This is a genomic window from Myxococcus sp. CA040A, assembly GCF_013336725.1.
GTDB classification, from domain to species: Bacteria; Myxococcota; Myxococcia; order Myxococcales; family Myxococcaceae; genus Myxococcus; species Myxococcus llanfairpwllgwyngyllgogerychwyrndrobwllllantysiliogogogochensis.
This window is the reverse complement of sequence record NZ_JABUMR010000015.1, coordinates 120,633-137,943: the sequence shown is the minus strand read 5'-3', so window position 1 is coordinate 137,943 and position 17,311 is coordinate 120,633. Positions and strand designations below refer to the sequence as shown.

Sequence of the window (17,311 nt, the reverse complement as noted above, 5' to 3'; positions counted from 1 at the left end):
GCGGAAGCTACCAGCCGCGCGCGGCGACGGCCCACGTGGCCGTCACGGTGTCGCCGCGCAGCACGTGGAGCCGCTCGTGCAGATTGACGGCGGCGCAGACGTGGTTGGGGACGACGCGCAAACGGTCCCCCACGCGGGGGCGCCAGGACGTGCCCGAGACGTCGAGCAGGCCGTGCTCCTCGGAGACGCTCCGGACGACGAGCTCGGGCCTGTCCAGCAGCGCGCCATAGCCACCCGTCGGGGCGAGCCCTTCCTCCTTGGCCAGGGCCTTGGAGCCCGCGTCGACCACCACCTGGCCGGGGACGGCGGTGCTCACCACGGTGGTCAGGACGGAGAACGCGCACTCGTTCCAGGCACAGGCGTTGAGCGCGGCGGTGTTGCGGTCATTCAGCACGTTGATGCCGGGGCGGATCTCCGTCAGGCCTTCCACTTCGTGCGAGCGCCACAGCATGGGCGTGGAGCCTCCGCTGACGACGTCGGGGCGGAGTCCCTCGGAGGCGAGCGCGTCCACGAACTCGCGCACGCGCGCTCCCTGGTCCTTCAACGCGGCCTCCTGCTGCTCCACCGGCACGCGCACGTGGCCTGGATAGAAGATGATGCCTCGGTACGTCACGCCGGACGTGGCGGCGACCGCGCGGGCCAGGGCCATGGCATCGGCCGGGGTCTGCACGCCCACGCGGCGCATGCCCAGGTCCAGCTCCACCAGCACCCCCACGGTTCGCCCGGCGTCCCGGGCCGCGTGGCCCAATCCCTCCAGCGCCTCCACCGAGTCGAGCGCCACCGTGAGCCGCGTGCGCCGGGGCAGGGCCATCAACTGCGCGAGTCGGCTCGGGCCCACGGGTGGGTAGGCCAGCAGCACGTCGTCGCAGACGGTGGCCATGACCGCGGCCTCGCGCGGCGTGGCGACGGTGGCGCCCATGGCCCCGGCGGCGAGCTGGAGCGCGGTGAGCTCCGCGGTCTTGTGCGTCTTCGTGTGGGGGCGCCAGTGCAGGCGGTGCTCCCGCGTGTACGCGGCCACGCGCGCGAGGTTGGCTTCCACGCGGTCCAGGTCCACGAGGGCGGCGGGAGTCGTGAGCGCTTCGAGCGGGAGCAGGTCCATGCGGCGCAATCTGGCACCGCGCGCGCTGGCGCTCCAGGTGTCCGTGGCCAGCGCGTGCCCTTCACCTGACACGACGAGGCCCACCTCGGGCCCGGAGCGTTTCCTCCAGGTCCAGGGCGGGCCTCGCCAGCGTCAGCGTGTTACTGCGGCTTGGGGGCCGCGACCTTCTTCGCCGGCGGCAGGTACTTCACGCCGAGCTGGCTGAAGATGAACGAGTACGCGTCCACCTCCTCCTCGATGCGGGCGTTGAGCGGGGTGCCGGAGCCGTGGCCCGTCTCGGCGTCGGCGCGCAGCAGGATGGGGCTCTTGGCCGCCGTGGCCGTCTGCATCCGGGCCACCATCTTCCGCGAGTGGAACGGGTCCACGCGCGGGTCATTGGCGCCGGAGGTGAACAGCACGGGCGGGTACTTCGTGCCGTCCTTCACGTTGTGGACGGGCGAGTAGGCCAGCAGCGCCTTGAACTGCTCGGGGTCCTTCACCGTGCCGTACTCGGTGACGTTGAACTGGCCGTTGGACGTGCGCTCCGAGCGCAGCATGTCGTAGAGGCCCACGCGGGCCACCACGGCGCCGTACGCCTCCGGGTGCTGGGTGACGACGGCGCCCATCAGCAGGCCGCCGTTGCTGCCGCCCTGGATGGCCAGCTTCTTGGGCTGCGTGTACTTCTGGTCCACCAGCAGCTTCGCGCAGGCATAGAAGTCGTCGAAGACGTTCTGCTTCTTCGTCAGCGAGCCCTCGGCGTGCCACTTCTCGCCGAACTCCGAGCCGCCGCGCAGGTTGGCGATGGCGTAGACGCCGCCCTGCTCCAGCCACAGGCCCGCCAGCGGGCTGAAGCCCGGGCTGATGGAGATGTTGAAGCCGCCGTAGCCGGTGAGCAGCGTCGGGTTGGTGCCGTTGAGCTTCGTGCCCTTCTTCTTGAGGATGGTGAGCGGAACCTTGGTGCCGTCCTTCGACGTGGCCTCGGTGCGCACCACCTCCACGTCGCTCACGTCCATCGGCGAGGTCTTGGCCAGGGCCGTCTTGGTCACCTTGCCGTCCGCGGGCGTGAAGCGGTACCAGGCCTGCGGCTGCACGAAGCTGGAGTTGCTGAAGTAGATGTCCTCGCCGCCCGCGCTCACCAGTCCGCCCACCGACGATACCGGCGGGGTGGGGACCAGGCCCAGGTCCTTGCCCTTCAGGTCCACCATGCGCAGCTGCGACGGGCCGCCGAGCTGCTCGCTCACGTACAGGCGCGACTTCGTCGGGAAGAAGCCCTGGACGCTGGCCTCGCCCTCGGGCAGCAGCACCGTGGCCTTGTCCAGCGTCGGGGTGGCCAGGGCCAGGCGCAGCACCTTGCCGCGCGGAGCGTCCTGCCGGCTGAGCAGGTAGAGGGCGCCGTCATGGCCAAAGCGGGCGCGGATGACCTTGTCCGCGAACTTCGTCACCTGCGCCCACTTCCCGTCGGGGCCGTGGAGGTACAGCATGAACTCGCCGCCGTCGCCGTTGGCGACCATCGCCGTGATGAACTTGCCGTCGGGCGACGTCTCCAGCTCCGTCATGGCGATGCGCGGGAAGTCCTTGCCCAGCGCGTACGTGTCCTTCTCCGTGGGCGTGCCCAGCTTGTGGAAGTACACCTGCTGGAAGAAGTCCCGGTCCTCCGCCGGGCGCTCCTCGCCGCGCGGATAACGCGTGTAGAAGTAGCCCGTTCCGTCCGCGTTCCACGCGAGGCCACCGCCCGCCGTGCCGCCGTTGACGCGAGGGACGACCTCGTTCGGCAGCGGCTTGCCCGTGGCCACGTCATAGACGGAGACGTCGCCGCTCTCCGTGCCGTTCTTCGACAGCGACACCGCCAGCTTCTTGCCGTCCAGCGTGGGCTCGATGAAGTCGATGGTGGTGTGGCCCGACGGGTCGATGACCATGGGGTCCAGCAGCGAGCGCTCCTTCGACGTGTCGTCAGCGGAGCCAATCACCACCACGTACGGCTGTTGCCGGGGCGGCTGATACTTGATGCCGATGAGGGTGCCGTTGGCCTCCGTCAAACCCGCGTAGCCCGGGGACTTCCAGGACAGCAGCTCGGCGACGCGCTGACGGATGCCCTCGCGGCCGGGCAGCCTGTCCAGGATGGCCCGCGTGTGGGCGTTCTGGGCGTCGTTCCACTGCTTCACCTTCGCGTCATCGGTGGCCTCCAGCCACTGGTAGGCGTCCTTCACCTCCGTGCCGTGGTAGGTGTCGACGACCTCCTTCTTCTCCGTGACGGGCGGCTTGGACGCGCCCTTGCCTGCGGCCGGGGACGTGAGTGGCAGCAGCAGTGCCGCCGCGGCCAGTGCGGTTGTCAGCTTCATGTTCACCTCGGGGATAGGGAAAGGCGGACGCAGCCTGCCACGTCCTATCCTCCGTGGCGTCGGTTCCCTTCAGGGGAATGTCGCCACGGAGCCCGTGTTCCCTCGGGTTGCTTCCAGGCGTGCGCTGCGTCAAAGCCGCCGGGGAATTCGAGAACGCCCATCGTCACGGGGCGCGCAGGGGAAGCTCGACCAGGGCGGCGGCGAAGCGGTCGAAGGCCTCGTTGGCGGGGAGGGCGGTGGTTTCGTCCATGTTGCCGAGCATCAGCGCGAAGACGACGCGCGGGTGCTCGGCGTCACCGGGCCGGTCCACCACGCCCGCGAAGCACTTCTGTCCGGAGAGTGTGCCCGTCTTGGCGCGGATGCGGCCCGCGGTGATGGCGGTGACGGGGCGGGTGGCCAGCGTGCCGTCCACGCCGGCCACGGGCAGGCTGTCCACCAGCGCGGCGCCGTAGGGCTCGCGCAGGCTGGTGAAGAGCACGCGCGCCAGGCCTCGCGCGGTGGCCAGGTTGTAGCGGGACAGGCCGCTGCCATCGACGGGGCGCAGGTCCCGGGCGGGGATGCCGCGACGGGTGAGCTCCTCGGCCAGCGCGGTGCGCAGCGTGGCGTAGCCCTCCGTGCCGCTGCGCTCGCGCGCGAAGCGCAGGCCCAGCCGCTCCGCGTAGAGGTTGAGGGACTCCTTGTTGGTGGCCTTCACCAGCTCCGACAGGGGCGGGCTGACCAGGGTGACGAGCGGCTCCGGCACGGGCGGGCGCAGGGGGCCGGGAGCCTCCAGGGTGGCGGGCAGGCGGGGCACGCCGCGCTTGAGCAGGGCTTCCTCCACGCAGGCGGAGAAGAGGACCTGGGGCTCGTCCACGGAGAGCTTCACCGCGGCGGAGCGGGGGCACTGGTTGACGGGGGAGCGCCACACGCAGCGCACGCCCGGGGCACCGCGCTGGCGCGTGCAGGAGAGGTTCGCGCGCTCCGCGTTCGGGTCCACGCGGACGATGGCGGAGAGCGTGGCGAAGGCCGGGGTGAGCTGCACGGTGGGAGGCAGCGCGCAGTCGGCGCCGTCCGCGCGGGACAGCGCGAGGTCCACGACGTTCTCCCGGAAGACGAAGGGCGTGGGGGCGGCGCTGTAGGCATAGGCGGCGTCATCCCAGGCCCAGCCCGGACCGAAGGCGGCCTCCACGTCGTCGGTGCCTCGCACGCGCACCTGTCCGCGCCACTGCTGGACGCCGCGCGCCTGGAGCGCGTCCGCGACCTGCTCGCAGGCGAGCGCCGTCTCCGGAAAACGCCACGAGCCCAGCGACGGGTCACCCGAGGGGTCCACCACGAGGTCGCCAAGGTACAGCCCGTTCGTCAGCGTGCCCTCCAGTGTCACCGGCGTCTGGAAGCGGAAGTCCGGACCGAGCGCGGAGAGCACCGACGCGGTGGAGACGACCTTCATCGTGGACGCGGGCAGCAACCGGACGTGCTCCCGGTGCGCGAACAGCGGCTCGCCTGTTCGCGCGTCCAGCACGAAGGCGCTCGCGAGCGCGCCCTCGTCCTCCAGGGTGGCGAAGAGGCTGCTCGCCACCGAGCCCACGGTGCGAGCTTCGGGGCGCCGCGCATGGTGGCAGCCGGCGAGCATCGAGGTGGCCAGCAGCAGGGAGAGGGGCAGGGCTTGGCTCATCACGCGCGCCACGCTAACCCTGACGGCAGTGGGTGTCATGCGGCGAGGTGCGGGGGAGGGTGAGCCGTACCAACCCGGCCGTCCGGTATGCGACCCGGCTGTCCTCCCTTCGTGTGACTCGGCTCATCGTGTCACCGGGGCCGCATGAGAGGAATTGGGTGCGGGGCCTTGCTTCGGGGGGAGGGGGTGTTGGAGAAAGGGCGCGGGTTGTTCCCACCAGGGATGGTTCCGCATGTTTCCCGGCTTGTGGCTGTCGTTGCTCCTGACGCAGACGTCCGCGCCCTCGCTCCACTACACCGCCGAAAAGGTGAAGGAGGGGCAGCAGCGCACGCCGGAGCAATTCGCCTTCACGACCTGGGAGCCGTCCTGCGAACTGGCGACATTGTTCGTGGGGGTGGATGAGGCGAACCTCCGGAAGGAGCCCTCGACGGAGGCGGCGGTGGTCGCCGTGTTGCCCCTGGGCGCGGCCGTGCGAGTGCAGGAGCGTGGCACGGCGCGTCTGAAGGTGGGGGAGTACGTCAACCACTGGTACTCGGTGGAGCATGTGGACACGAAGGGCACCGCGGAGAAGGCGGACGACTCGGTCTTGCGGGGCTGGCTCTTCGGCAACACGCTGACGCCTTTCCGGTTCGAGGAGGACTTCGACGGGGACGGAGAGAAGGAGGTCGCCACGGTGGTGATGAGTGGGGACTTCAAGATTCGCGTCCGGGTCCTGGAGCCGAAGCTGAAGCCTCCCTTCCGAGTCAGCAGCGTGGACGCCAGGCCCGCGGGGGAGAACTGGCGCCAGGTCAGTGGCGGACCGGCGGCGGTGACACTCGTTCCCTCGAAGACCGCGGGAGTCGTCCTGCTGCGGGTGGACTCCACCCCCGAGGAGTGTGGCGACTACAGCACCACGTACGTGAGCTACACCGTGCCAGGGAACAAGAAGGGTGTCCTGGGCACGGCGAAGCTGGCGCTGTTGCTGGAGGGCGTGTCGGAGGCTCCCGGTGTCTCCCGATACGAGGTCTCCTTCCAGGCGCGGAAGAAGGAACTCACGATGGTGAGGACCGATGAGCAGGAGGATGAGTCCGGCAATGTGCTGACGACGAAGGCCCAGACGCGCTACCAGCTCAAGGACGGCGTCTATTCCGAGCTGACGCCGGCGGACTCCTCCGTGGCGGAGTCGAAGCCCTGACGGACGACGAGTCCCCGTCACGAAGGGACTCGTCGCCGAGCGTCAGTGCGTCGCGGGGACTGGACTCAGGGGCGTGAAGCCCAGCTCGTAGCCGATGTCCACGTTGGAGATAACCAACGGACACCAGAAATTCGGGTGGGTGAGCCGGGCCTTCCAGCAGAGCTGAGAACCTCCGGACGGCGGAAGGCTCATCACGGCTTCGTTCTGTCCGGGCTCGAAGGGTACGTTCAACCAGGTGGGCGCGGGATTCGTCTGGCAGCTCCCATTCGCGCACACGTTGCAGTCCGAGGCGACGGCGTACGCGATGCCGAAGTTGCTCGCTGATTGCTGGCACTCCAGGGGAGCCCAGTCGGTCTTGCGAACGCGCAGGCGGGAGATGGCGCACTGGCCATCCAGGGCGGGGCTGATGACGTTGGAGCGGACGTTGCCTGGCACGCGAGTGGCCTGAAGGAGGAGCACCACGTTCGTGAAGTCCCGATCGCCTCCTCCGTTGAGGTCCTCGATGCCGAGGATCCAGTTGCCCGGGCTCGTGGTCACCGCTTGCACCTGGAAGTGCGGCATGTTGCCGTTGCTGACCTTGGGCACCCAGCTTCGCGCCTTCGGCAGGACGAGGTTTCCATAGGCGGGCGTCCCGAGCAGGTCGTGGGAGGTCTCTTGGAGCCAACCACAGAGCGGCTGGCTGGTGGAGGCATCGGGGCAGGTGTAGTCCATGGGCCTGATGGGATTGCAGCGCGGGTCACGCGCACAACCCAGGTTGTACTGGGCCACCGGAGAGGTTCCGCGGGCATCCTGATCCAGGTTCCAACCCGGCTTCGAGAAGAAGACGGACGTGGAGGTCTTCAGGTGCAGGCTGCACCGGCCATCTATCGCCTTCATCAGGCAGGGATACACCGTGCCGTCACCGTTCGGGTCGTGGGTGGCGTCGTAATAGGTGATGAGGAAGAAGACGATCTCCCGTCCCGCCTGGATGCGCCCCAGCTTCACGGTGCGGTCGGCCGGAGTGATGCCAGGGTCCGGGTTGGTGGTCCGAAGCACTCCGTCCGGCGTGTACGCGGAGGTGTCGTAGTCGGGAAGGCCGTCCTCGAAGGACTCGCTCCGGTCTTGGACCGGGCCCAGTTGTTTGAAGGTGGTCCTGTTGGGGTCGTCGTCAGTCAACAGGAAGGCCAGATGCCCGAGTCCCATGTTGGCATTCGCGGGCGCCGCGGGCTCGAGCAGATTGGGGATGCGCGCGAAAAGGCCTCCGTCCGAGAAGCCGGTGGATGGAGTCTGCGCGACAGCGAGTGCGCCGACGACATCCACGGGGATGAGGTTGTTTGTCTGTCCCGGTCGGGCGTCCGCGAGCAGGACATCGGGCGAGAAGACCGGGTTGCAGGTTCGGTCCATCGCCAGTTCCGGCTGGCTGAGGAAGCCATTGACCGAGAGGAAGGGTTGGGAGCAGCGGCGAGTCGTGCCGATGTAGGGCCGTGATGCATGGAAGCCGGACGGAGGCGCGAGGTTGTAGATGTCCTCGTGGAGGTCGGTGATGCCGTTGTTGTTGGCGTCGCTCAGGAAGTCGTCGCCGGAGTATTCGGGGGTCCCGCGGGTGTCGACATAGCCGCGCGCGATGAGGTCGTCGTAGTACATCCAGCCCAGCGAATGGGATGCCAGGGCGTCGGTGCTCAGGAAGGACAGGGACAGCTCGACGTCCGAGGCGAACATCATCAACTCGCCGCCGAAAACGGAGAGGAGCGGCTCCGGATAATTCAGCGCCGAGTTCGATAGGAGGGACACGTTGTCGAGGGACTGGAACTGGCCTTCCGCGAAAGGGGGCTGGTGGTCGTCGTTGAGGGTGGGGCCCACTTGGAAGGAGAAGTCCACTTCGGAGGAGAGGCCCTGTGCGTTGGTGACGGTGACCTTCACGGGGGCGCTGCCGGGGATGATGCAGTCCGGGGCGGTCCAGGTGATTTCGCTGCTGTCCTCGCCGTTCAGCTGGGTGCTCAGCTCTCCCATGGTGGCGGTCCAGGTGAAATTGATTCGACCGCCCTGGGGATCACGTGCCCTCACCACCAACCGCGCGGTGCCGCGCGAGGGCACGACGGACTGGGACTGGCTGCTACCGAGAATCAGGGGCGGTGGAGGGGTCCTCGCGGCGGCTGCCCGGGTGCCCGTGGCCAGCAGTGCCAGCATGACGACGAAAGCCAGGCTTCGTGGAACTGGAGTTGGAATCAATGACAAGACAATCCCCCTCGGATTGACGGTTGATGGATGCTGCCCCCGTGCTGAATCCAGCCTTCCGAGGGCGCGCTCATGGACGCCGGAGCGTGCACCGACTGACGGTGCGCGCTCACGCCGCGATGCCACGCTTTCTCCGGGGGGTATGGGTCGAATCAGAACCGGCCGACGAGCCCCGCGAAGCCGCCATCCCTCGACGCGCCCACGGTGGGGGCGACCAGGAGCCCCTCGTCTCGCCGCGGACTTCGCGCGGAGAGCCCACCCCCGCTGAATCGGTGCGACAGCTCGTTGAGCAGGAGCGCGCCCACGGTGGGAATCAGCAGGCTGAGCACGATGTGCGTGCCTCCCTCCGTCACGAGCGGTTCGCCCGGCGCGTTGTCCCCCGTCATCAGGGCCACGACCACCGTGCCGAGCCCGCCGCCCAGCACGCTGAGCGCGAAGTCGCCGTTGCTCCCGAGGGCCCGGCCCGTGGCGAAGACCCCGATGCCCGAGCCGCCAGCCATGCCGATGAAGATGGGAATCAGGCTTTGTCCGCAGTGGATGGTGGCGGGGAAGGAGCCGCAGCTCGTGAGCCTGCCCATGGAGAAGAGCCCGCCAATGGTTCCTCCAGCGGCGGTGCCCGCGGCGCCGCCCAGCAGCGTCCCCGCGAGTCGGACGCGGGTATCGATGGGCGTGGAGGCGCCTCGCACGCCGCTCGGGTTGTCTTCATTCGCCGAGGTGAGGGGAGGGGGACTGAGGCCTTCCTGGGCGAAGGACGTGAAGGACAGCAACGCGACGACGAACAGTGTTGGGAGACGAGCGGTCATGACAGACACCCAAAGCTCGTGCGCCCGGCCGGGCACTTCACTTCAGGGTGGGGTGTGGGAATGGCCAGGAATGACATGCGCGAGTGGCCCGAGTCCGCGCATGACTGGCGAGGCCACAATAGCCGAACGCCAGCTGGCCGACGCAAGTGACCGGTGGTCTCAGCCTCGCTAGAACCTGCCAGCGACTCCACCCATCAGCCCGCCGTGAGGCGTCACCCGGAAGGTGAACGTGGGCAGCGGCGCTCCCTGGCTGCGTGTCTGGGAAAAGCGAGACACCGCGGGCGGCTCTGAGCGGGAGAGCTCATAACCCAGCATGGCGCCGATGGGAGGCAGGGCCAGGAGGGTGATGATTCCGAAGGCGTCTGCCCCTTCGTTGGCGAAGAACCCCAGCGCGCCCGCGCCAGTGCCCGCCAGCCCGCCCACCACGGTCGCCAGGAGCGACCCGCGCCCCCTCATCACGCTTCCGGCCGCGTAGGTCCCCATCGCCGAGCCCAGCGCCATGCCCGCGAAGCCCGCGACGATGGGGAGGGCGCAATCCTCGTCGATGAACGCGCAGTCCCCCACGAGGGTTCCTCCGAGCAGTGCCAGGACGCCGCCTCCCACCATCCCCAGCCCGCCCGCCACCGTCTCGATCATGACGCGCGGCACGGTGGACACCCCTGCCTTCTCGGGGGCCTCGGCCAACGGGGGTCGCTGAGGCACGAAGGGCGCGGGCTCCACGTCGTCCGGCGCGGCGATCAACGGTGGGGCCTGGACCGTCGTGGGCGCCTGGGCGTCCTCCCGCGCGAGGACTTCCCAGGGGAGGACGGCACCCAACAGGAGCACGGCGAGCAGGGGCGACACGGCGGCGAGCTTCATGGACGGTACCTTCCTCAATCAGAGGGGTAGGCACCAGCGCACCGGTGTCCCACTCGGGAGAGGACAGCACCAAGAGTGCCTTGACGTCGTAGCTCGCGCCCCCCATCCTGCCGCGCCCCATGCCTGTCCTTCGTGGTGCCGTCACCTTCTCGCGCTTCCGGGTCGAACCCGCCAAGGAAGCGCCTTCCGACATCAAGCGCTGGCTGACCCGTGGTCTCAAGGCGCACGCGTTCGAGCCCATCGACCGTCGCTCCGAGGATGACCGCGCGGCCGGCTTCGTCGAACTGGAGAACGCGGACGCCGTCGAGTTCTCCGTCGGCCGCGTCTTTTACGGAGAGTACGTCCTCTTCTCCTTCCGCATCGACTCGTTGAAGGTCCCCGCGTCCGCGATGAAGGAGGAGATGGCGAAGTGGTCCGCCAACTTCGAGGCGGAGAATGACCGTCCGCCCAGCCGTGGCGAGAAGACGCAGGCGAAGGCGCAGGTCAAGCAGATGCTCCGCACCCGCGCCACGCCGCGCACCAACGTGCTGGACGTGAGCTGGAACCAGAAGACGCAGCAACTGCAGATCTGGGCCGCGTCCCGCAAGGTGGTGGAGGAGATCATCATCGCGCTGGAGAACGCGCTGGGCCTGAAGCTCGTGGGGCTGACGCCGGCCGCCATCGCCCAGACGTCGGGAATCGACGAGAACGCGCTCGGGCCCACGGCGGAGCTGATTGGCATGGACTTGCCGGCGACGTCGGCGGAGGTGGCACATGGCGAAGCGTGAGCAGGCGCGGGCGGAAGCCGCCTTCGCGCGAGGAGATGTCGGCGTCGACGGCGCCGCCACCGAGGAGACGAAGGACGTCGCCGAGGTGGAGCGTGGTCAGGCGCGAGAGCAGCTCCTGCGGGGCCGGGCCTACCTGGGCCGCGAGCTGCTGACGTGGATGCTGTGGCGCTCGGAGACGGGTGACGCGCTGGTGGAGCTGGAGGGCACGGGCGTCAACGTGCTCTTCATGGGCCGCATCACCCTGCGCGGCGTGGCGGGCGACGTCACGGAGCTGAGCGCGAAGGGCACGCTGGCGCCGTACTCGGAGCAGGTGAAGCACGCGCTGGACAAGGGCCTGCTGGTGGCCCAGGCGCGCATCCGCTTCACGCATGGCGAGAAGGAGTATGAGGCCACGCTCGACTCGGAGTTCCTCGACGTTCGCGCCGCGAAGCTGCCCGCGCTGATGAGCGAGGAAGAGGATGACCAGCTCAACGAGCGGCTGTTCCTCACCGAGCAGCTGTCCGCGATGATCGACGCGCTGGTGGGAGACTTCCTCAAGATTCGCGTGGGGAAGACCTGGAGCAAGCAGGTGGTGCCGGCGATGAAGGAGTGGATGCGCGGCGACGAGCAGGGCGCCAACGCGCTCTCCAAGGCCGCGCGCGCCCGGGGCCGCGACGCCCGCGCAGCCCGGCACTGAGCATTGGGGCCGCTGACAGGGGCGTGTTCCCCTGTCAGCGCCTCGCGAAGCGTGGAACGGAAGCCGCGCGCCCGTTGTCGGCTCTCCACGATTCACGGACTCAACGCCATACGGACAGACGCCCGCTTCAAGCGAGCCGTCAATGATTCCTCCCGGTCGGGAGAGGCATTCCGTCAGGAATGTCAGACATTGATGAAAGAGGCAGCGCGGATCCGTCAATGCCGGGGGTCCAAAGCCGCACACATGTCAGTCCATGGGCGGAAAGGGAGTGGATACGCGGCCGCGAACAACAGGCTTGGCGAATCCGCGAATCCAGGGTAACTGTTCCAGACGCAGGGGCCGCAGCCACGGGATGGATCATCGATTCATCCCTTGATGGGACGTATATCCATGCAAGCAGCCCCCTTGTTCCGCTCTCCGGCGGTGAAGCTCCGTACAAGTCCCTGGATTCGTGCCCTGTTCCTGCTCGTGGTCCTGGGTGGGGGGCTGGCGCACGCCGCCAGTTCTCAGGCCGTGTCCCGCTCAAGTCCCTCGAGCCTGGCGTCCCTGCTTCCAACCATGTGCGCCCGCGTCCATGGGACCGCTGGCTTCCAGCGCGCTTTCTGCGCGGCCGGCAATGTCGGCGCCACCTGCGTCGGCGACGTCACCCGGACCTGCACCGATGATGGCAGCACCCTCCATCCGCGCTGGTATCAGGCCGCCATCGACTGGGCGAAGGCCAACGGCCACTCGAGGGTGGTGTTGGATCCAGGCACCATCACCATCTCCGAAGCCACGAAGCTCGCGTGGAGCTGGCCCTGGGGCAATGGCTTTGGCCTCCACGTCCCGACGGGAATCCACCTGGAGGGCACGTCGCTGTCCCCGCCCACCATCATCAACGTCGACCACGACACCACGAAGCTCAACGGGTTGATCATCGTCGCGGGCACGGGCACCGAGGAGGGCCTGCTCAACGACGCCAGCGTCTCCAACCTGACCCTGGTGGGCACCACGAACGTTGGCTACAGCCAGGGACAGGAGTGCCCGGCGCGCGCCCACTCACTCAACTCCATCCTGGAGTTGGATGGCCACGAGCCGCCCTCACCCGACGCCACGGTCTTCAACACGGGGACGATGCCGCGCCGGTGGACCGTCGGCGTCCAGGTCAACCACGCCGAGGCCATGAACGGCCCGGCGGTGAACGTCCACCACCTGCGCATCGTCCACCTCGGGGCGGGTATCGCGTATGGCTGGAACACGGCCCACGTGAAGGAGAACCCCACGTGCGAGACCACGCCCGGAATCAAGATCTCCATCCAGCCCGCCAGCGCGACGTGGAACGGGCCCACCAACCCCGTGACCTATCACTGCCCCAGCGGGTGGGATCTCAAGGCGCTGAGCCGCCGGCCCGGCACCGCCGAGTGCCGCCCCACGTCCTGCAACGCGGACGGCAGCATTCCCTCCGGACAGTGCCCGGCGCTGCCCCCGCTTGGCGAGGGTGAGACCGTGCCGAACACGATGTACTGCATGCGAGTCGACCCCACCACGGAGTTCGGAACGCGGCGGTATTGCACGAATCAGCCCTTCGAGTTCCGAGGCAACGCCAATGCCCGCTCCCAGGTCCACCACAACTCCATCTGTGATGTGAACGTGGGCATCAACATCGTGGGCGGTAACGTCGACGTCTCCAAGAACGTCGTCCTGCGGGCGCCCCACAACGTGCCCCTCACCAGCAACTTCGGCCTGAGCACCGACGGGCACATGCCGTACACCAGCTCGACCACCCACACCGAAAACTTCGTCTCGGGTTTCTCGCTGGGCTTCCTCACCGACGGCAGCCAGTACACCGTCGCGCCCCCGTGCGCGTTTCGCCAGTTGACCGGCTTTGATATCGGGGACTTCGGCGACTACAACCACGTGCTCGAGCTGCAGCAGCACCTGCTCGATGACGCGCAGAAGTACTACGCGTTGACCGAACCGATGCGCGGCTTCATCGACCATGTGTATGTGCGCGACAACCGCTTCTACAAGAACCCGATTGGCATCACCTTCTACCGGGTCAACTGGGGCTTCGTCGGCTTCAACACCATCGACTCCCAGCTCACCGGCGTGAAGGGGCAGGTCGGCGTCCTCGTCGACAACACGCTCAATAGCTGGGTTTACGGAAACACCATCCGAGACTTCAGCACCAGCCTCGAGTTCCGCGGGTCGCCGGGCCATCAGTCGACGCTGGGCTCCTGCTACAACGGCAACCACGTGGTCTGTGATGCGCCGGGCTGCCCCAACTGGGCCAGCTACCCCAACGTGTTCTCGGGAAGCGATGTCGTGGGTGGCACGGCGTGCAACGTCGCGTACTCGGCGAACTACTGCGCGGACCCGACGTCGCTGCCCTCACCTTCTTTCCCCGTGGGCGTCACGCGGCAGTGCTACTCATACTGAGGTAGCGGTGGCGTCAGGGATGCGCGGCGTGGAATGGACCGCGCATCCTTGCCGCGAGTCAGCGGAGCGCTTCACGCACCGTCAGGCCAGGGAGGGTGTCAGAGCTGCAGCTTGCCGTTGACGCAGGTCATCTTCGGGCTGCGGAACCCCATCGCGATCCACGCGCCCAGGAGCTTGGCGAAGAATGAGACCGATTGCCGCTTCCCGTTCGGGATATCGTCGGGAAGCGTCGAGCCGGGCGGAAGGTCCTCGGTCATCGTCCGCAGCTGGAGCGGGGGCAGCGTTCCCGCGGGCCAAAGGCAGCCATAGAGGCTGAGCCAGTGGCCGCCCTGGAACTCGAGGAAGACGGGCGTGTTGCAACAGGTGGCGACGACCCGCCGGGTCTTCGCCTCGGGCGTGAGGCGGAACTCCTTGAAGTGCTCGGCGCCCGCGAGGAAGCGGACGCGGTCCTTGCGGTAGAGAACGAAGCGCGTCGCGCCGATTGTTCCCAGGATGCGCGGGGCCGAGGGAAGGGTCTGCATCCGGGCGCCGGCGGCACGGCAGCTATTGCAGCAGCATTCGGTGCTGACGATGGGCGCGCCCTCCACCTCGAGATGGACCTGTCCGCACGCGCAGCCGAGTCGAGTGGTCTGTGTCATGTCCGTGCTTTCTACATGCTGGAGTCTCCGACGCGCAGGTGATTGTAGGGCGCGTCGCGGGCTCACGGAGCGGGTGGGGCGAGCGCCCGGAAACCCTCCGCGAGCGCGAGACCGATGTTGCCCATCAAGTCCTGCCGCGCGTTGACCACGTAGAGGTGGGGCGTGAGCGCCCAGACCTCGCGGACGATGCGACGGGGAGGCGGGGCGGGCTGGGTGCTCAGCTCCGCCTGGAGCAGGGGCAGCACCTTGTCGGACAGGCGCAGCGCGGTGTCCATGACGAAGACGGACACGTGCGGACGCAGCGCGCGCACGCGCCGGAAGAAGGCGCCCACCTCGTCCGCTGCCAGGTGCTTGGGCGGCGAGGACTTCATCTCCAGATAGACGAGTCGTCCTTCCGCCGCGCCCACGACGTCCAGGTCTCCGCCGACGTCGGGCGCATGGAACTTCACGCCCGCGGCCACGTCGAAGCCGAAGCGGCCTCGCAGCTCGTGAGCGACGTACCACTCCAGCGTGCCTCCGAAGCTGGCGGTGGGGTGGCGCAGCAGGTAACGCCCGTCGGCCTCGCGCGTGGCCAGGTCCAGTGCCACCAGGTCCTCGGCGAAGGCCGTGGCGCCGGCTTCCTCCAGATAGCGCGTGGCCTCCATCGGCGTGAAGCTCCCGTGCCGCAGAATGGCGCCGCGCAGGAACAGTCGGAACGCGTAGTGGCCCAGGCGCTCCACGAGTCGCTCCGCCCGAGCGCCGCTCACGTCGGCGGGGAAGGGCAGGTCCAGCGGTGCGACGGTGGCCTGGAAACCACGGCGCGCCAGCATCGCCAGGGGCTCGTTGCCCGGTGGCACCAACAGGCGCGGCGCGGGGGAAGCACCAGCCTCGCCCAGCTCCAGCTCACGCGCCGTGGGGAGGTCTTCCTCGGGGGGCGGCTGCTCCGTCATGGCCGCACCCTAGCCCGCTTCGGGACGAGAGGTGGGGCCGCGGCTCACTGCACGTAGACGGGGCAGTAGCGCAGGAACTCCGTCACCGGAGGCTGGCAGAGCTGGAGGATGCGGGAGTCGGCACCGAAGCTCTTGCTGCGCGCCTGGAGGTAGCAGGAGGCCGGGTCATCGTCGGTCGTGGCGAACTGGCAGAGCTGGAGGGCCTGCGCCTGCGTCAGCGAGCCCTCGTCCTGGACACGCAGGAAGCATTTCGCGGGAGCGTTGGAGCGCGCGCCGCGACAGAGCTGCGTGGCCGCGTAGTCATCGGTGAGCCCGCCCTGGCTCGCGGCCGTGTAGCAGGAAACCTGGGGAGCGACCGCCTCCCCATCGTCGTCATCATCCTGCGCGAGCCCACTTGCCGGGGCCACGAGCAGGAGCACCACGCCCAACCCTCCCGAGCTGGTGTGCCGCAGAAAGGACCGGAACCTGGGGCTGTCTGATTTCATCGCGGGCCTCGTGCCGAGAATCTAGGGAGCACTCCGCGAGGGATGAGCAGGCGAGGCACAAGGCCGGCCCCCGACGGGGCGAGCGATGGGGCGCCACCCGGGCCCCGCGCCCCCAGGACTCGGGGAAGAAATCCCAGGCCCGAGGCAGGGATGCCTGCCTGGTGGGCTTGCCCTGGAGGACCGAGCGCCTTGTACAGTGCCCACCGCGATTGTCAGCGGAGGCGGCATGGCCGACGTGGCATCCAGCCTGGGCTCGGAGTGGCGGGCGTGGCTGGCGGAGAACGTGGTGCGAGGCGTGGCCTCGGAGCGACTCGTCGACACGCTGGTGTCGGCGGGCGTGCCGCTCGCGAGGGCTTGCGCGGAAATCGAAGCCACGCGTGCGCATCCGGCCGTGGCGGCGGGTCTGAGACGCATGGCCCCTCACGAGGACGTGCTCTGCCTGCTCGACACCCGCGTCGCGCTGCATCGTCACTCCGGACGGCACCAACGCCTGGAGCGGCGCACGGACGTGTCGGTGCACGAACTGATGGCGCGCTATTACCTGGCGCACGAACCCGTGCTCCTCGCGGGCTTCATGCGCGACTGGCCCCTGATGGCGAACTGGCGGCCGGAGGCGCTCTCCCGGCGCCATGGACACGTGGAGGTGGAGGTCATGGCCGGCCGTGAGGCGCGCGCGGACCACGACGTGGAGCCGGATGCCTGTCGCTCGGTGATGCGCCTGGGCGAGTTCCTCCGCAGGCTGGAGGAGGGCGGCCCCACCAACGACCTCTACCTCACGGCTCGCAACTTCGCCCTGGAGCGAGAGGAGTTGCGCGGGTTGCTCGACGACGTGCGCTATCCGCCGGGCCTGCTGCGCGAGTCAGCGCGGGCCGGTGCGGTGAAGCTCTGGGTGGGGCCCTCGGGCACTCGGACGGAGCTGCACCACGACCTGGGCACCGTCCTCTTCGGACAGGTCTTCGGCCGCAAGCGCTTCCGCCTCATTCCCTCGTTCCACACGCACCACGTCTACAGCCACCTCGAGGTGTGGAGTCAGGTCGACGCGGACCGCCCCGACCTCACGCGCTTCCCCTCATATCGCGAGGCCGACGTCCTCGAAGTCGTCGTCGAGCCCGGCGACATGCTGCTGATTCCCGCGGGGTGGTGGCACTGGGTACACGCGCTGGACGTCAGCGTGTCCGTCACCTTCCAGGAGTTCGACGTCCCGGACGGCAATACGTGGTGGAAGCTGGGATGAACCGCTTCCGCCGTGCCGCTACTTCTCCAGTGGCGGTGTGGTGGGGG

At 68.6% G+C, this 17,311-nt stretch carries 14 protein-coding genes; 5 read left to right on the top strand and 9 right to left on the bottom strand.

Features of this window, described 5'->3' with window-relative positions:
* Positions 1-7: 7 nt before the first annotated feature.
* From HUA75_RS42325 to dacB, 3 genes are all read right to left on the bottom strand, one after another.
* Positions 8-1,171, bottom strand: a complete 1,164-nt coding sequence (locus HUA75_RS42325; protein ID WP_371746320.1) for an alanine racemase — start codon at positions 1,169-1,171, stop codon at positions 8-10.
* 68 nt (positions 1,172-1,239) lie between these two features.
* A complete protein-coding gene (locus HUA75_RS42320) occupies positions 1,240-3,417 on the bottom strand; it encodes a prolyl oligopeptidase family protein (RefSeq protein WP_174489677.1) in 2,178 nt (725 codons plus the stop codon).
* A 163-nt stretch (positions 3,418-3,580) separates the two neighbouring features.
* The gene (gene dacB, locus HUA75_RS42315) at positions 3,581-5,068 is read right to left on the bottom strand and encodes a D-alanyl-D-alanine carboxypeptidase/D-alanyl-D-alanine-endopeptidase (RefSeq protein ID WP_174489676.1); all 1,488 of its coding nucleotides are present in this window, start codon (positions 5,066-5,068) and stop codon (positions 3,581-3,583) included.
* 232 nt (positions 5,069-5,300) lie between these two features.
* Between dacB and HUA75_RS42310 the strand changes: the two genes are divergently transcribed.
* On the top strand, positions 5,301-6,242 hold the full coding sequence (locus tag HUA75_RS42310; protein WP_174489675.1) for an SH3 domain-containing protein: 942 nt from the start codon (positions 5,301-5,303) through the stop codon (positions 6,240-6,242).
* A gap of 42 nt (positions 6,243-6,284) precedes the next feature.
* Here the strand turns inward: HUA75_RS42310 and HUA75_RS42305 are convergent, their stop codons facing one another.
* The 3 genes from HUA75_RS42305 to HUA75_RS42295 form a co-directional block, all read right to left on the bottom strand.
* Positions 6,285-8,408, bottom strand: a complete 2,124-nt coding sequence (locus HUA75_RS42305; RefSeq protein WP_174489674.1) for a DUF4114 domain-containing protein — start codon at positions 8,406-8,408, stop codon at positions 6,285-6,287.
* 200 nt (positions 8,409-8,608) lie between these two features.
* Positions 8,609-9,259, bottom strand: a complete 651-nt coding sequence (locus HUA75_RS42300; protein WP_174489673.1) for a hypothetical protein — start codon at positions 9,257-9,259, stop codon at positions 8,609-8,611.
* Between the two features lie 168 nt (positions 9,260-9,427).
* Entirely contained in the window at positions 9,428-10,117 is a 690-nt protein-coding gene (locus tag HUA75_RS42295; RefSeq protein ID WP_174489672.1) for a hypothetical protein, read from the bottom strand.
* A 119-nt stretch (positions 10,118-10,236) separates the two neighbouring features.
* Between HUA75_RS42295 and rdgC the strand changes: the two genes are divergently transcribed.
* The 3 genes from rdgC (at position 10,237) to HUA75_RS42280 (ending at position 13,978) form a co-directional block, all read left to right on the top strand.
* Entirely contained in the window at positions 10,237-10,884 is a 648-nt protein-coding gene (gene rdgC, locus HUA75_RS42290; RefSeq protein ID WP_174462585.1) for a recombination-associated protein RdgC, read from the top strand.
* Positions 10,871-11,560 carry a hypothetical protein gene (locus HUA75_RS42285; RefSeq protein ID WP_141646853.1) on the top strand — a complete coding sequence of 230 codons (690 nt, stop codon included), beginning with the start codon at positions 10,871-10,873 and terminating at the stop codon, positions 11,558-11,560. Before rdgC ends, HUA75_RS42285 begins: the two co-directional genes overlap by 14 nt.
* A gap of 558 nt (positions 11,561-12,118) precedes the next feature.
* Positions 12,119-13,978, top strand: coding sequence for a hypothetical protein (locus tag HUA75_RS42280; RefSeq protein WP_174489671.1), 1,860 nt, complete (start codon positions 12,119-12,121; stop codon positions 13,976-13,978).
* 98 nt (positions 13,979-14,076) lie between these two features.
* Here HUA75_RS42280 and HUA75_RS42275 read toward each other — a convergent pair whose 3' ends face one another.
* From HUA75_RS42275 to HUA75_RS42265, 3 genes are all read right to left on the bottom strand, one after another.
* Positions 14,077-14,616, bottom strand: coding sequence for a GFA family protein (locus HUA75_RS42275; protein WP_174489670.1), 540 nt, complete (start codon positions 14,614-14,616; stop codon positions 14,077-14,079).
* 62 nt (positions 14,617-14,678) lie between these two features.
* Positions 14,679-15,545 (bottom strand): hypothetical protein, encoded by an 867-nt coding sequence (locus tag HUA75_RS42270; protein ID WP_141646850.1) that lies wholly within the window; start codon positions 15,543-15,545, stop codon positions 14,679-14,681.
* A gap of 44 nt (positions 15,546-15,589) precedes the next feature.
* On the bottom strand, positions 15,590-16,030 hold the full coding sequence (locus HUA75_RS42265; protein WP_174489669.1) for a hypothetical protein: 441 nt from the start codon (positions 16,028-16,030) through the stop codon (positions 15,590-15,592).
* A gap of 226 nt (positions 16,031-16,256) precedes the next feature.
* Here HUA75_RS42265 and HUA75_RS42260 point away from each other — a divergent pair, with 226 nt between their 5' ends.
* Complete coding sequence (locus tag HUA75_RS42260) at positions 16,257-17,264, top strand: cupin-like domain-containing protein (RefSeq protein ID WP_141646848.1); 1,008 nt, start codon at positions 16,257-16,259, stop codon at positions 17,262-17,264.
* Positions 17,265-17,311: the final 47 nt, after the last annotated feature.

Excerpts from the sequence above, each read along its gene's own strand:
- HUA75_RS42280 (WP_174489671.1), top strand. The coding sequence starts at position 12,119 with ATGTGCGCCCGCGTCCATGGGACCGCTGGCTTCCAGCGCGCTTTCTGC.
- HUA75_RS42300 (WP_174489673.1), bottom strand. The coding sequence starts at position 9,259 with ATGACCGCTCGTCTCCCAACACTGTTCGTCGTCGCGTTGCTGTCCTTC.
- HUA75_RS42295 (WP_174489672.1), bottom strand. The coding sequence starts at position 10,117 with ATGAAGCTCGCCGCCGTGTCGCCCCTGCTCGCCGTGCTCCTGTTGGGT.
- dacB (WP_174489676.1), bottom strand. The coding sequence starts at position 5,068 with ATGAGCCAAGCCCTGCCCCTCTCCCTGCTGCTGGCCACCTCGATGCTC.
- HUA75_RS42310 (WP_174489675.1), top strand. The coding sequence starts at position 5,301 with ATGTTTCCCGGCTTGTGGCTGTCGTTGCTCCTGACGCAGACGTCCGCG.
- HUA75_RS42270 (WP_141646850.1), bottom strand. The coding sequence starts at position 15,545 with ATGACGGAGCAGCCGCCCCCCGAGGAAGACCTCCCCACGGCGCGTGAG.
- HUA75_RS42265 (WP_174489669.1), bottom strand. The coding sequence starts at position 16,030 with ATGAAATCAGACAGCCCCAGGTTCCGGTCCTTTCTGCGGCACACCAGC.
- HUA75_RS42305 (WP_174489674.1), bottom strand. The coding sequence starts at position 8,408 with ATGCTGGCACTGCTGGCCACGGGCACCCGGGCAGCCGCCGCGAGGACC.
- HUA75_RS42320 (WP_174489677.1), bottom strand. The coding sequence starts at position 3,417 with ATGAAGCTGACAACCGCACTGGCCGCGGCGGCACTGCTGCTGCCACTC.
- rdgC (WP_174462585.1), top strand. The coding sequence starts at position 10,237 with ATGCCTGTCCTTCGTGGTGCCGTCACCTTCTCGCGCTTCCGGGTCGAA.
- HUA75_RS42285 (WP_141646853.1), top strand. The coding sequence starts at position 10,871 with ATGGCGAAGCGTGAGCAGGCGCGGGCGGAAGCCGCCTTCGCGCGAGGA.
- HUA75_RS42275 (WP_174489670.1), bottom strand. The coding sequence starts at position 14,616 with ATGACACAGACCACTCGACTCGGCTGCGCGTGCGGACAGGTCCATCTC.
- HUA75_RS42260 (WP_141646848.1), top strand. The coding sequence starts at position 16,257 with ATGGCCGACGTGGCATCCAGCCTGGGCTCGGAGTGGCGGGCGTGGCTG.